Raw genomic sequence first — 13,887 nt, forward strand, 5'->3', positions numbered from 1 at the left:
GGACGCATGAAACGTCTCCCTCTACTTTCGACGTATGCCTCCCGCCAGTACCGGGGCATCCACCCTCGCAGTGGATGCCTCTGCCCCGTCGTCCCCCGTCACCACCACCGCCGCGCCCGCCGCCGCCACCCCTGTGCGCCTGGAGCCCGGCCGCCCCGGCTACCGCCGGATGAGCTTCGCCCTCTTCGCCGCCGGTGTCGCGGCCTTCGCCCTCCTCTACTCCACCCAGGCGCTGCTGCCCGCCGTCTCCGCGTCGTTCGACGCGACCGCCGGGCAGGCGAGCTGGACGGTCTCGGCGGCGACCGGGGCACTGGCCCTGTTCGTCCTGCCGCTGAGCGCGCTCTCGGAGCGGTTCGGCCGGCGGCAGATGATGACGGCGTCGCTGGCGATCGCGGTACTCGTCGGGCTGCTGGTACCCCTCGCCCCGTCGATGGGCGCGCTCATCGCGCTGCGCGCCGTCCAGGGTGCGGCGCTCGCCGGCCTTCCGGCCTCCGCGATGGCGTACCTGGCGGAGGAGGTGCGGCCCAAGGCGCTGATCGCCGCGATCGGGCTGTTCGTCGCGGGCAACAGCATCGGCGGTATGAGCGGGCGCATCCTCACCGGGTGGGTCTCCCAGGCCTGGGGCTGGCGCGCCGCGCTCGCGGCGGTCGGGCTGCTCGCGCTGGCGTGCGCCGTCGCCTTCCACTTCCTCATCCCGAGGGCCAGGAACTTCCGTCCCGGTTCGCTGAACCCGAAGGCCCTGGCGAAGACCGTCGCCACGCATCTGGCCGACCCGCTGCTGGTGCGGCTGTACGCGATCGGCGCGCTGTTCATGACGGTGTTCGGCGCGGTCTACACGGTGATCGGCTACCGGCTGGTCGAGGAGCCGTTCAGCCTGCCGCAGGGCGTCATCGGGTCGATCTTCCTCGTCTACCTGGTCGGTACGGTCTCCTCCGCCGCCGCCGGGCGTCTGGTGGCCCGCCTCGGCCGCCGGGGCGCGCTCTATCTGGCGGTGTCCACCACGACCGCCGGGCTCCTGCTCTCGCTGGCCGACCGGCTGGCCGCCGTACTGCTGGGCCTGGTGCTGATCACCGCCGGCTTCTTCGCCGGGCACGCGGTCGCCTCGTCCTCGGTGAGCCGCACCGCGACGACGGGCCGGGCGCAGGCCTCGGCGCTCTACCAGTCGGCGTACTACCTGGGCTCCAGCGCGGGCGGGACGCTCGGCGCGGTCGCCTTCCACGCCGGAGGCTGGACGGCGACGGTGGCCCTGGGCCTGCTCGCGGTCCTCGGCGTCGTCTCGATCACCCTGTACGGGACCTGGGTGGCGCGTGCGGAGCGGCGGGCGCTCGTTCCGGCCACGCGCTGAGTCGCCCGGGCGAGACGCGCGGGTTGGGGCGGCGCATGCTGCCCGGACCCGTGCCGGTCGGTCCGTCAGCGGGCCATCAGGGCGAAGACCTCCCAGCAGGCCGAGCAGTTCCTGACGCGGCAGCTCAGCTGGATCCAGGACGGCAAGAAACTGACGTGCGGACCGGGTGCCGGTGCGGACCGGCCGGAACAGCGTCGAGACCCGGACCGGGGCCGGGAAGATCTACTGGCGTGCCACTCGGTCACTCGGTCACTCGGTCACTCGGTCACCAGGTCCATGTACAACCCGCCGGCTCCGGTGGCTGCGTCAACATGCGCCCCGCCGACGCGAAGGCATACTGGAACTGCTGAAGAACGGCGACGACGTGTACGTGTACGGGCGCGAGCCCGGGACCTGAGCGACGCGCTCAGCGCAGGCGGGACACTTGAGGGGTGTCGGACGGATCGCGGCCGGAGCCACGGCGTCCTGCAGTCCTTGTCCTTTTTCCGCTCCGACTGTCAGTGGCCTGCGGTAGCTTCCGAACGTACCGGGTGACGGATGCCACAGCGCGGCTGCGCGCGACAGGGGTGGAGCGATGAGCGATCTGACCACGACGACGGCCTCAGGTGCGGCGGCGGGCGCCGAAGGTGCTGATGCCGCCGGGATCGACAGCCGCCTGGAAGGGCACCGGACCGAGCTGACGGGGTACTGCTACCGGATGCTCGGATCCGCCTTCGAGGCCGAGGACGCGGTGCAGGACACCCTGGTCCGGGCCTGGCGCAACTTCGACAAGTTCGAGGGCCGTTCCTCGCTGCGTTCCTGGCTGTACCGGATCGCCACCAACGTCTGCCTGGACATGCTGAGCGCGGGCAACAAGCGGGCCCGCCCGGTCGATCTGACGGGCCCGACCCCGCTCGCCCAGGCCGCGCTGAGCCCCCGCCCGGAGAACGTCTGGCTGGAGCCGATGCCCGACGGCCGGATCCTGCCCTCCGTCCAGGACCCGGCGGAGGCTGCCGTGGCGCGCGAGTCGGTGCGCCTGGCGTTCGTCGCCGCCCTCCAGCACCTGCCGCCCAAGCAGCGCGCCGTGCTGATCCTGCGCGAGGTCCTCGCCTGGAGGGCCGCGGAGGTCGCCGAGCTGCTGGAGACCTCCGTCGCCTCGGTCAACAGCGCCCTGCAGCGGGCCCGCGCCACGCTGACCGAGACGGAGTGCCGGCCGGGCGATGCGGCGGACCCGCTCGACGAGGAGCAGCAGAAGCTCCTGGAGCGCTATGTGAAGGCGTTCGAGGGGTATGACATGACCGCTCTGACCTCGCTGCTCCACGAGGACGCGGTGATGACGATGCCGCCGTTCGACCTGTGGCTGCGGGGCACCGGGGACATCACCGGCTTCATGACCTCCATCGGCGCGGCCTGCGCGGGCTCCAGGCTGGTGCCCGTCTCGGCAAACGGCTCCCCCGCGTTCGCGCACTACAAGCCCGCCGAGGACGGGGACGGGTTCGCGCCGTGGGCGGTCCAGGTCATCGACGTACGGGACGGGGCGATCACCGGGATGAACTGCTTCCTGGACGTCCCGCGCTGGTTCCCGCTGTTCGGCCTGCCGGACCGGTTGCCGGCCGACGCGTAGGAGCCGTCGGCCGGACGCGGAGGGCTTCGTACCCCCGGCGCCCGGCCGGTGACCGTACGGACGTCAGCGCGGGCCCGGCACCCGTTCCTCCGGGCCCTCCTCCAGGGCCACCACGTCGGCCAGCCCCACCAGGTCCAGCAGCGCCCTGAGTTCGGTGGGTACGCGGCACAGCCGCAGGGTGCGTCCGGACCGGCGGGCGACGAGCCCCAGCCGGGCCACCGCTTCGACGAGGGTCAGATCCGGCCGGATCACTCCGCCCACGTCACAGTCCACCGCCGCGCCCGGGGCGAGGGCGGCTCCACGGGGACCGGCCAGAGCACGCTCCAGCTCGGCGCACAGGTCGGGTACGACGGCACGGCTGACTCGGCCGGTCACCGTCAGGGCGATCGAATTTTCGGCATCCACACCAGGCAGACCGGAGCGGCGGGCGAAATTCATCGGCCTCCGCGCATTCATCGTCCTCCGCGCGGAACCCGTGGCGGAGGGGCCGTTTTGCGTCAACTCCGGACCCACCGTGCCCCTTCTGCGAACCAAGTCCCCCAGCATTCCCTCTAGTTCGGTGCACCGACGGCCGCAGCCGTCATCCTGCGTCTCTGCGGACCGGCGGGTTGAGTAACCAACGAGTTCTCCAGGGGGAGAGTTGCGCAGACACGTGAGAAACGCGTGCATACCGGCGGTCGCCGCGGCCGTGGCCGTGGCACTGGCGGCGGGCATGACCCAGTCCGCCGTCGCCCAGCCGGACCCGAAGGGGCCCTCCGACACCCGGGCCCAGCACCGGGACCGGGAGTTACGCCGGCTGACCCTCGTCACCGGCGACCGGGTCACCGTCGACGTCCAGGGCACGCCGGTCGCCTTCCGACCCGCGAAGGGCCGGGAGAACATCCCGGTCCAGCGGATGAGCAGCAAGGGGCACACCCTCGTCGTCCCGGCCGACGCCCACCGGCTGATCGCCTCCGGCACCCTCGACCGGCGGCTGTTCGACGTCACCGAGCTGAGCCGCCCGGAGAACCTCCGGGCCCAGCGGGACGGTCTGAAACTGATCGTCGGCTACCGGGGCAAGCAGGCCGCCACCGCGAAGGCGCAGGTCCGCGACGCGGGCTCCACCGAGGTCGGCCGGAGCCTCACCTCGCTGAACGCCGAGTCGGTGACCACCCCGAACGCCGACGCGCCGGCCATCTGGAAGGCGCTCACCGACCGGGGCGCGGACGGTGAGCGGGTCACCACCGCGGCCGGCATCGACCGGGTCTGGCTGGACGGGGTGCGCCGGGCGAGCCTCGACAGGAGCGTCGCGCAGACCGGCGCCCCGGCGGCCTGGAAGGCCGGGTTCACCGGGAAGGGAGTCAAGATCGCGGTCCTGGACACCGGGACGGACGCCACCCACCCCGACCTCAAGGGCCAGGTCCTCGCGGAGAAGAACTTCAGCGCCTCCGCCGACACCGAGGACCGGGTCGGCCACGGCACGCACGTCGCGTCGATCGCGGCGGGCACCGGCGCGAAGTCGGGCGGGAAGTTCAAGGGCGTGGCCCCGGACGCCAAGCTGCTCTCGGGCAAGGTGCTCGACGACGACGGCTACGGCGAGGACTCCGGCATCCTGGCCGGAATGGAGTGGGCGGTCGCCCAGGGCGCCGACATCGTCAATCTGAGCCTCGGCGGGACCGACACCCCGGAGGTGGACCCGCTGGAGGCGGCGGTCGACAAGCTGTCTGCCGAGAAGGGCGTCCTGTTCGCCATCGCCGCGGGCAACGAGGGCGACGGCGCGGGCACGGTCGGTTCGCCCGGCAGCGCGAACGCCGCGCTGACCGTGGGCGCGGTCGACGACCAGGACCGGCTGGCGGACTTCTCCAGCCGCGGCCCGCGGATCGGGGACGGGGCGGTCAAGCCCGATGTCACGGCCCCCGGTGTGGACACCACGGCGGCCATCCCGGCCGGTTCGCTGATCGCGCGGGAGGTGGGCGAGAACCCCGCCGGCTACGCGACGATCTCGGGCACGTCGATGGCCACCCCGCATGTCGCGGGCGCGGCCGCTCTGCTCAAGCAGCAGCACCCCGACTGGGCGTACACCGAGTTGAAGGGCGCGCTGACCGCGTCCACGAAGCCCGGCGCGTACAACCCGTTCCAGCAGGGCTCCGGCCGGATCGCGGTGGACCGTGCCATCGCCCAGACCGTCGTCGCCGACCCGGTCTCGGTGAGCTTCGGGGTGCAGCAGTGGCCGCACACCGACGACAAGCCGGCCACCGAGAAGGTCACGTACCGCAACCTCGGCACGGGCGACGTCACCCTCGATCTGAAGGTGACGGGCACCGGCCCGCGGGGCAAGCCCGCTCCGGCCGGCTTCTTCACGCTCGGCGCGGACCGGGTCACCGTTCCCGCGGGCGGCACGGCGGAGGTGACGCTGACCGCCGACACCCGGCTCGGCGGCGCCGCCGACGGCACGTACTCCGCGTATCTGGTGGCCACCGGCGGCGGGCAGACCGTGCGCACGGCCGCCGCGGTCGAGCGTGAGGTGGAGAGCTACGACCTCACCGTCAGGCACCTCGGGCGGGACGGCCGTCCGGCCGCCTACGCGGACAGCACGCTCTTCCGCTTCGACGCGGGGGCGGGCAACCCGTTCCTGAGCCCGCGGGTCGTCGACGGCATCGCGAAGATCCGGGTCCCCAAGGGCACGTACGTGGTCAACTCCACGGTGTACAACGACCCGGACGACGTCACCAAGGGCACCGACTGGATCGCGCAGCCCAAGGTCGCGGTCACCAAGAGCACCTCGCTGACGTTCGACGCCCGCAAGGCGAAGCCGGTGAAGGTCACTCTGCCGGACGCGAAGGCGAAGGGTGAGCTGTTCTCCCCGGACTACACGGTGGAGGCGGCGAACAACGCGGTCTCCTTCGGCTGGCTGATGGATTCGCCGGCCGGCATCCGTACGCTCCACGTCGGCCCGAAGATCACCGACGGTTCGCTCGCCCAGCACTGGTCGGGCACCTGGAGCAAGGGCACGTCGACCGAGTACGACATCGCGGTCGGCGGTACGGTCAAGCAGCTCGCCACCGGCTTCAACCGGAAGTTCACCAGGGCGCAGCTGGCCAAGGTGAAGATCGCCATGGGCTCGGCCGCACCGAGGAAGAAGGGCACGATCACCGCCTTCCCCTACCTGCCCACGCAGGGAGGGGGCTGGGCCACCTCGATCGCGCAGAAGCTGCCCGGCACCCGCACGCTGTACCTCTCCACCGCGGACAAGGTGGCCTGGGGCTTCGGCTTCGAACAGCAGGGCTCGGCCGACGCGGACGGCTGGCCGACGTACGAGGCCGACTACCAGGTCGGCAAGGAGGCGACGTACAAGGCGGGCAAGACGTACACGAAGTCCGTGAACACCGCGGTGTTCGGGCCGCTGGTCGACAAGGACTACGGCGTCGTCCGTGAGGGCAACGAGATCACCGGCTCCCTCCCGCTGCTGGCCGACGGTCGGGGCAACGCGGGCGGGGTCGTGTTCACCTCGGCCAAGACCGTCCTTTACCGCAACGGCAAGAAGCTCGGCCAGAACGCCGACCCGGTGACCGGCTCCGAGTCCTTCCGGGTCCCGGCAGGCGCGGCCGACTACAGGCTGACGACCACGGTCAAGCACAGCGCGAAGGTCAGTCCGCTCTCCACCCGGGTGGACGCGGCGTGGACGTTCCGCTCCAAGAAGACCGCGTTCACGATGCTGCCCGTCTCCACCGTCCGGTTCACCCCGGCCGTGGGCGTCGACGGCCGGGTCAAGGCGGGCAGGACCGTCTCCGTGCCGGTGAAGGTGCACGGCGCGGCCGCGGGCAGGAACCTGAAGTCACTGAAGACGTACGTCAGTTACAACGGCGGCAAGACCTGGAAGAAGGTCACTGCCAAGAAGGGGAAGATCACCTTCAGGAACCCGGCGAAGGGCAAGGCGATCTCGTTCGCCGCCAGGGTCACCGACAAGAAGGGCAACACCTCTTCGGTGAGGATCTACAGCGCGTACCTGGGCAAGTGATCGGGCACGACGGGTAGTTCACCCCCGCGGGTGGTCCACCCCCCGCACGACGGCGGCCCGCCGCACGGATCCTCTCCGTGCGGCGGGCCGTCCGGGTGTCAGCTGATGGGGAAGACGCTGGTGTCGATGACCAGCCCGAACGGCTCGGGAAGGGTCAGCTTCCGCCCGTACTCGACGGTCTCCAGCACCCGGTACGTACCGCCCTCCGGCTCCCCGTACAGCGTCGCGGTCGGGCGGCCGGAGTGCCAGGGGTCGAGGAGCAGGAACAGCTCTACTCCGGCCTTGGCGTAGCCGTTCACCTTGCTGACGCGGTCGTGGTTGGCGTTGGCGCGGGAGGTGATCTCCACGACGAGCCGGGCCTCGTCGGCGGGCACCTGGTGGCCAGGGCCGGAGAGAACCTCGCGGGGCACGACGACGAGGTCAGGGATGTAGAGCCCGCCCCGGCCCGGCAGCGAGACACCGAGGGTCTGATAGATCCCCCAGTCCCCCGGAATGACGGTGTAGAGGCTGCGCTGAAGCAGCTCCGCAGTGACGTTGTGGTCCGTGGACGGCGGCGGCGACACGGTGACGATCTCCTCGATGATCTCCACCTTGCAGCCCTCGGGTGCGTCCGTCTCCTCCCAGATCCGGACGAGGTCGTCCCAGTCCTGGCCGGGGCCCGGCACGGGTTCGACGGTGAGTGCGCTCATGGCGGTCTCCTCTATCGGTACGTCACCAAGTCCAGCATGCCGAACGGGACCGGCGGCAGTCCACCGATCCCGTTCACCCGTACGAGGAAACCGCAGGTCAGGCGATACGTTCCCGCACCACCGGCAGCGGTGCGAACGACGTGCCGGCCGGGGCGATGTCGTACGCCTCGGGCAGCGCCTTCAGCGCGTAGTCGAACTTCTCGGGGGTGTCCGTGTGCAGCGTCATGAGGGGCTGGCCCTCGGTGACGCTGTCGCCGGGCTTGGCGTGCAGCTCGACGCCCGCGCCCGCCTGCACCGGGTCCTCCTTGCGCGCGCGGCCGGCGCCCAGGCGCCAGGCTGCGACGCCGACGTCGTAGGCGTCCAGGCGGGTCAGTACGCCGGAGGAGCGTGCGGTCACCACGTGCTGCTCGCGGGCGACCGGGAGCGTGGCGTCCGGGTCGCCGCCCTGGGCGGCGATCATCCGGCGCCAGACGTCCATGGCGGAGCCGTCGGCGAGCGCCTTCTCCGGGTCGGCGTCCTTGAGGCCCGCCGCGTCCAGCATCTCGCGGGCGAGCGCGAGGGTGAGGTCGATGACATCCCTCGGGCCGCCGCCTGCCAGTACCTCGACCGACTCGCGGACCTCCAGCGCGTTGCCCGCGGTGAGGCCGAGCGGAGTCGACATGTCGGTGAGCAGCGCGACCGTGCGCACCCCGCTGTCGGTGCCGAGCGCGACCATCGTGGACGCCAGTTCGCGGGCGTCCTCGATCGTCTTCATGAAGGCGCCGGAGCCGACCTTGACGTCCAGGACGAGCGCCCCGGTGCCCTCGGCGATCTTCTTGGACATGATGGAGCTGGCGATCAGCGGGATCGCCTCGACGGTGCCGGTGACATCGCGCAGCGCGTACAGCTTCTTGTCGGCGGGGGCGAGCCCGTCACCGGCGGCGCAGATGACCGCGCCGGTGGTGTCCAGGACGTCCAGCATCTCGGCGTTGGTGATGTGGGCCCGCCAGCCGGGGATGGACTCCAGCTTGTCCAGGGTGCCGCCGGTGTGGCCGAGACCGCGGCCGCTGAGCTGCGGCACGGCCGCGCCGCAGGCGGCGACCAGCGGGGCGAGCGGCAGGGTGATCTTGTCGCCGACGCCACCGGTGGAGTGCTTGTCGGTGGTGGGGCGGGACAGCGCGTCGAAGTTCATCCGCTCACCGGAGGCGATCATCGCGGCGGTCCAGCGGGCGATCTCGGTGCGGTTCATCCCGTTGAGCAGGATCGCCATGGCGAGCGCGGACATCTGCTCGTCGGCGACCTCGCCGCGGGTGTACGCGTCGATGACCCAGTCGATCTGCTCGGGGGTCAGCTCGCCTCGGTCCCGCTTGGTGCGGATGACGGAGATGGCGTCCATGGGAATCCTTCCGGCCGGGTACGCAAGAGTCCCAACTGACTCTACGCGCATAGAGAGAGGGGAGAGCGGTGGCCCTTCCGGGAAAGGAAGGGCCACCGCCGGGAGATACGGGGTTCAGTCGAGGTGCTGCGGGCCGAAGGCCTGGGGCAGCATCTCGTCCAGCGTGCGCCGCCCGTCGGGCGTCTCCAGGAGGAGCTCCGGGCCGCCGAACTCGTACAGGAGCTGCCGGCACCTGCCGCACGGCACCAGGATCGCCCCGGTGCCGTCCACACAGGCGAAGTGGGTCAGCCGGCCGCCGCCGGTGGCCTGGAGCGTGGAGACCAGACCGCACTCGGCGCAGAGCGAGAGGCCGTAGCTGGCGTTCTCCACGTTGCAGCCGGTGATCGTGCGGCCGTCGTCCACCCGGGCGGCGACACCGACCGGGAAGCCCGAGTAGGGGGCGTACGCACGGGACATGGCGTCCCGGGCCGCGACCCGCAGGGCCTCCCAGTCGGCCTCGTCGAAGACGCCGGCGGCGGGCGGCGGGGTCACTTGCCCTCGCCCTTGCGGTACGGCACACCGTTGGCCTTGGGCATCCGCAGCCGTTGCGCGGAGAGCGAGAGGACCAGCAGCGTGGTGACGTACGGAGCGGCGTCGACGAACTGGCTCGGCACCTGGTCGGTCATCGCGTACCAGGTGAACAGCAGCCCGGCGGCGACGGCGGAGATCACCCCGGGCAGGTTCCTCCTGGCCAACAGCAGGCCCATGGCGGCCCCCCAGAGCATCACGGCCAGCACGGACAGCACGGACACCGAGTGGACGACTTCCAGCTCCGTGAGCCAGCTCTCCGCCGGCGGCGTCCGCCGGTCCATGACCTCGCCCCTGCCGTACACGAAGAGGAGCAGCACCGAGAGGGCCGCCGCGGCGAGCGCCTGCCTCGGTTGCTTCTTGTAGAGCTGCCACAGCACGGCGAGCCAGACCAGGATCGCCAGCAGGAGCAGCATCGCGTGGACGTTCTCCGCGCCGCCGCGCAGCTTGAGGCTGTCGGTGAAGCCGAAGAGCCCTGCGCCGAGCGCCATGCCGCCCGGCATCCAGTTGCCGAAGATCATGGCGGCGAGGCCGATGTAGCCGCGGCCGCCGGTCTGGCCCTCCTGGTAGATGCCGGTGGCGACGATCGCGAGGAACGCACCGCCCAGACCCGCCAGACCGCCGGAGATGGTGACGGCGATGTACTTGTACTTGTACACGTTGACGCCGAGGGTCTCGGCGGCCGTGGGGCTCTCGCCGCAGGAGCGCAGCCGCAGCCCGAACGGGGTACGCCACAGGATCCACCAGGTGGCGGGGATCAGCAGCAGGGCGACGACGGTGAGCAGGGACAGGCCGGTGACGAGCCCGCCGATGATGCCCGCGATGTCGGAGATCAGGAACCAGTGCTGTTGTTGCAGGTCCTGCATCCAGTCCGAGAGCCCTGGAACGGTGATCCTGTCGATCGGATCGATGCGGGGGGACTGCTTGGAGGAGCCGCCCTGGATACCGTCGAAGGCGAAGTTGGAGAGGTAGCGGGTGACTCCGACGGCGAGGATGTTGATGGCCACACCGGAGACGATGTGGTTCACGCCGAAGGTGACGGTGATGACCGCGTGCAGCAGGCCGCCGAGGCAGCCGCCGAGGATGCCGAAGAGGACACCCACCCACGGGCCCCACTGGAACCCGGCCCAGGCGCCGAACCAGGTGCCGAGGATCATCATGCCTTCGAGGCCGATGTTGATGACGCCCGCGCGCTCGGCCCACAGGCCGCCGAGTCCGGCGAGGCCGATCGGGACGGCGAGTGCCAGGGCGCCGCGGACCTGGCCGACCGAGGTGATGTCGTTGGCGCCACTGATGAGGCGCACCAGCGAGACCAGGGCGAGCGCACCCGCGATGATCAGCAGGACGACGGGCAGGGAGAGCTTGCGGCGGCCGCCCTTCAGAGGGGCGGGGCGTGCGGCGATGGTTTTGCTGGTGCTCACAGGGCCGCCTCCTTCTCGGTCGTGAGGGCGTGTCCGGCGGCGAGCTCCTCGCCGACCTTCTGCTGCTGGCGGCGGATGCCGTAACGGCGGACCAGCTCGTAGGAGACGACGACCGAGATCACGATCAGGCCCTGCATGATCGTGGCGATCTCCTTCTCGTACCCGTACTGGTCGAGCGAGGCCGAGGACTTGTCCAGGAACGCGATCAGCAGAGCGCTGAGGGCGATGCCGAGCGGGTTGTTGCGGCCCAGCAGCGCGATGGTGATGCCGGTGAAGCCGATGCCGGTGGGGAAGTCGAGGCTGTAGGTGTGGGTGTCGCCGAGCAGGGTCGGCATGCCGGCCAGGCCCGCGACCGCGCCGGAGATCAGCATCGAGGTGAGGATCATCTTCTTGGCGTCCACGCCGGAGGCCTGGGCGGCGCTCTCGCTGGCGCCGGTGGCGCGCAGGTCGAAGCCGAACCGGGTGCGGTTCAGCACGAACCAGTACAGGAGGCCGCAGCCGGCCGCGACGAAGGTGAAGCCGTAGATCTCTCCGGCCATGTCGCCCATCGGCAGCCCCGGGAACCAGCCGGACTCGGCGATCTCACCGGTGGTCAGGTTGTTGGAGCCGGGCGGCTGCTCGCCGAAGTTCGCCGGCAGGATCAGCCAGGCGACCAGGGCGGTGGCGATCGAGTTGAGCATGATCGTCGAGACGACCTCGCTCACTCCGCGGGTGGTCTTGAGGAAGCCCGCGATACCGGACCAGAACGCGCCCACGAGCATCGCGACGATCACGATCATCGCGATGTGCAGCGGTCCCGGCAGGCTGACGCTCGCGCCGACCAGTGCGGCCACCATGGCGGCGAGGCGGTACTGCCCGTCGACGCCGATGTTGAAGAGGTTCATCCGGAAGCCGACGGCCACCGCGAGTGCGGCGAGGTAGTACGTACCGGCCTGGTTGATGATCAGGACCTGTACGTCGGCGTAACTGGCCGACTCGAACATGATCCGGTACGGCTCGAAGGGGTTCTGCCCGGAGGCGAGCAGCACCACGGTCGTCAGCGCGAGGGCGACGACCAGGGCGAGCACCGGGCCGGCGAAGCCCAGGATCAGCCGGTCCTTGTCGATTTTCTTCATCGGGCCTCGTCCTCCGGGCTTTCGAGGTGACCGGCGGCGGCGCCGGTCATGGCCGAGCCCAGTTCCTCCGGGGTGATGGTGGCCGGGTCGGCGTCGGCGACCAGTCGGCCGCGGTACATGACGCGCAGGGTGTCGGAGAGCCCGATCAGCTCGTCCAGGTCGGCCGAGATCAGCAGGACGGCCAGCCCTTCGTGGCGGGCCTCGCGGATCTGGTCCCAGATCTGGGCCTGCGCGCCGACGTCCACACCGCGGGTGGGATGGGCGGCGATCAGGAACTTGGGCGCGTGGCTCATCTCGCGGCCGACGATCAGCTTCTGCTGGTTGCCGCCGGAGAGTGAGGCCGCGGTGACCTCGATGCCGGGGGTGCGCACGTCGTACTCGCGGACGATCCGCTCGGTGTCGGCGCGGGCCGCGCCGTTGTCCAGCAGCCAGCCGCGGCTGTTGGGCTTCTCGGTGACGTGGCCGAGGATGCGGTTCTCCCACAGCGGGGCGTTCAGCAGGACGCCGTGGCGGTGGCGGTCCTCGGGGATGTAGCCGATGCCGGACTCACGCCGCTTGCGGGTCGGCGCGTGCGAGATGTCGTCCGTGCCGAGCGTGATCACTCCGGCGTCCGGGTCGCGCATGCCCATGAGTGCCTCGATGAGCTCGGTCTGGCCGTTGCCCTCGACTCCGGCGATCCCCAGGACCTCGCCCTGGTGAATGGTGAAGTCGATGCCGGCGAGCACGTCGCGGACGGTGCCGTCGGGGTCGGTGACGGTGAGCTTCAGGTCCTGGACCCGCAGCATCGGCACGTCGGTGACGGTGGACTCGCGGGTCTCCGGCGAGGGCAGCTCGCTGCCGACCATCAGCTCGGCGAGCTGCTTGGTCGTGGTGGCGGCCGGGTCGGCGGTGCCCACGGTCGTGCCGCGGCGGATCACCGTGATCTCGTCGGCGACGGAGAGCACCTCACCCAGCTTGTGCGAGATGAAGATGACGGTCAGTCCCTCGGCCTTGAGCTCGCGCAGGTTGGCGAAGAGCGCGTCGACCTCCTGCGGCACGAGGACCGCGGTCGGCTCGTCCAGGATCAGGATGCGGGCGCCCCGGTAGAGCACCTTGAGGATCTCCACGCGCTGCCGGTCCGCGACCCCGAGGTCCTCCACGAGCGCGTCGGGCCGGATGCCCAGGCCGTACGCGTCGGAGATCTCCATGATCTTCTTCCGGGCGCCGGAGCCGATGCCGTACAGCTTCTCGCCGCCGAGAACGACGTTCTCCAGGACGGTGAAGTTGTCGGCGAGCATGAAGTGCTGGTGCACCATGCCGATGCCACGCTCGATGGCGTCGCCCGGGTTGGCGAATGAGACCTGCTCGCCGTCGATCGCGATGGTGCCCTCGTCCGGCTTCTGCATGCCGTAGAGGATCTTCATCAGGGTGGACTTGCCGGCGCCGTTCTCACCGACGAGCGCGTGGACCGTGCCCTTGCCGATGGTGATGTCGATGTCGTGGTTGGCGACGACGCCGGGGAAGCGCTTGGTGATGCCGTGCAGTTCTACGGCAGGGGGACTGCTGGACGCGTTGATGACGCACTCTCCTTGGCCGGACAGGAGCGGGGGCGGAGGGGCAGGGGGCTCTGAGGGGCGGGGTGAAGTTATCGCGCCGGAGGGCTGTCTACACGCGTAGCGCTGCCGAATCGTGAAACACAGGTGCACGTCACGGTCCGGACGCGCGGTCCGGACCGGGTGGGAGAGCACTGCGAGAGGCGGATCTTCTTCGAGTGGTACTGCGGGAGGTCTGACCGT

The 13,887-nt window shown here is 70.8% G+C and carries 9 protein-coding genes and 3 pseudogenes; 4 read left to right on the forward strand and 8 right to left on the reverse strand.

Annotated elements, in window-relative coordinates; genetic code table 11:
• Positions 1-34: 34 nt before the first annotated feature.
• The 3 genes and pseudogenes from B9S58_RS20090 to B9S58_RS20100 all read left to right on the forward strand — a co-directional run bounded on the left by B9S58_RS20090 (position 35) and on the right by B9S58_RS20100 (position 2,948).
• Entirely contained in the window at positions 35-1,345 is a 1,311-nt protein-coding gene (locus tag B9S58_RS20090) for an MFS transporter (protein WP_103533495.1), read from the forward strand.
• A 111-nt stretch (positions 1,346-1,456) separates the two neighbouring features.
• Positions 1,457-1,742, forward strand: a pseudogene (locus B9S58_RS40010) (L,D-transpeptidase); the annotation flags it as partial.
• A 177-nt stretch (positions 1,743-1,919) separates the two neighbouring features.
• Complete coding sequence (locus tag B9S58_RS20100; protein ID WP_103533496.1) at positions 1,920-2,948, forward strand: sigma-70 family RNA polymerase sigma factor; 1,029 nt, start codon at positions 1,920-1,922, stop codon at positions 2,946-2,948.
• Between the two features lie 63 nt (positions 2,949-3,011).
• Here B9S58_RS20100 and B9S58_RS20105 read toward each other — a convergent pair whose 3' ends face one another.
• Complete coding sequence (locus B9S58_RS20105; protein WP_103533497.1) at positions 3,012-3,386, reverse strand: STAS domain-containing protein; 375 nt, start codon at positions 3,384-3,386, stop codon at positions 3,012-3,014.
• 274 nt (positions 3,387-3,660) lie between these two features.
• On the opposite strand from B9S58_RS20105, the gene B9S58_RS20110 reads away from it, so the two are divergent.
• Positions 3,661-6,945: a S8 family serine peptidase gene (locus B9S58_RS20110; protein WP_103533522.1), complete on the forward strand. Its 3,285-nt coding sequence runs from the start codon at positions 3,661-3,663 to the stop codon at positions 6,943-6,945.
• A 98-nt stretch (positions 6,946-7,043) separates the two neighbouring features.
• Here the strand turns inward: B9S58_RS20110 and B9S58_RS20115 are convergent, their stop codons facing one another.
• From B9S58_RS20115 to B9S58_RS20145, 7 genes and pseudogenes are all read right to left on the reverse strand, one after another.
• Positions 7,044-7,634: a Uma2 family endonuclease gene (locus tag B9S58_RS20115; protein ID WP_103533498.1), complete on the reverse strand. Its 591-nt coding sequence runs from the start codon at positions 7,632-7,634 to the stop codon at positions 7,044-7,046.
• A 97-nt stretch (positions 7,635-7,731) separates the two neighbouring features.
• Positions 7,732-9,009, reverse strand: a complete 1,278-nt coding sequence (locus B9S58_RS20125; RefSeq protein WP_103533500.1) for a thymidine phosphorylase — start codon at positions 9,007-9,009, stop codon at positions 7,732-7,734.
• A 114-nt stretch (positions 9,010-9,123) separates the two neighbouring features.
• Positions 9,124-9,540, reverse strand: a complete 417-nt coding sequence (locus B9S58_RS20130; protein WP_103533501.1) for a cytidine deaminase — start codon at positions 9,538-9,540, stop codon at positions 9,124-9,126.
• Positions 9,537-9,716: pseudogene (locus tag B9S58_RS40255) on the reverse strand (ABC transporter permease); the annotation flags it as partial. The gene B9S58_RS20130 and the pseudogene B9S58_RS40255, both read right to left, overlap by 4 nt.
• Before the next feature lie 216 nt (positions 9,717-9,932).
• Positions 9,933-10,997: pseudogene (locus tag B9S58_RS20135) on the reverse strand (ABC transporter permease); the annotation flags it as partial.
• The gene (locus tag B9S58_RS20140; protein WP_103533503.1) at positions 10,994-12,112 is read right to left on the reverse strand and encodes an ABC transporter permease; all 1,119 of its coding nucleotides are present in this window, start codon (positions 12,110-12,112) and stop codon (positions 10,994-10,996) included. The gene B9S58_RS20140 and the pseudogene B9S58_RS20135, both read right to left, overlap by 4 nt.
• On the reverse strand, positions 12,109-13,692 hold the full coding sequence (locus B9S58_RS20145) for an ABC transporter ATP-binding protein (protein ID WP_103533523.1): 1,584 nt from the start codon (positions 13,690-13,692) through the stop codon (positions 12,109-12,111). The genes B9S58_RS20140 and B9S58_RS20145 overlap by 4 nt, the downstream gene beginning before the upstream one ends.
• Positions 13,693-13,887: the final 195 nt, after the last annotated feature.

The sequence above is a fragment of the Streptomyces sp. SM11 genome, from assembly GCF_002910905.1.
Taxonomy (GTDB): Bacteria; Actinomycetota; Actinomycetes; order Streptomycetales; family Streptomycetaceae; genus Streptomyces.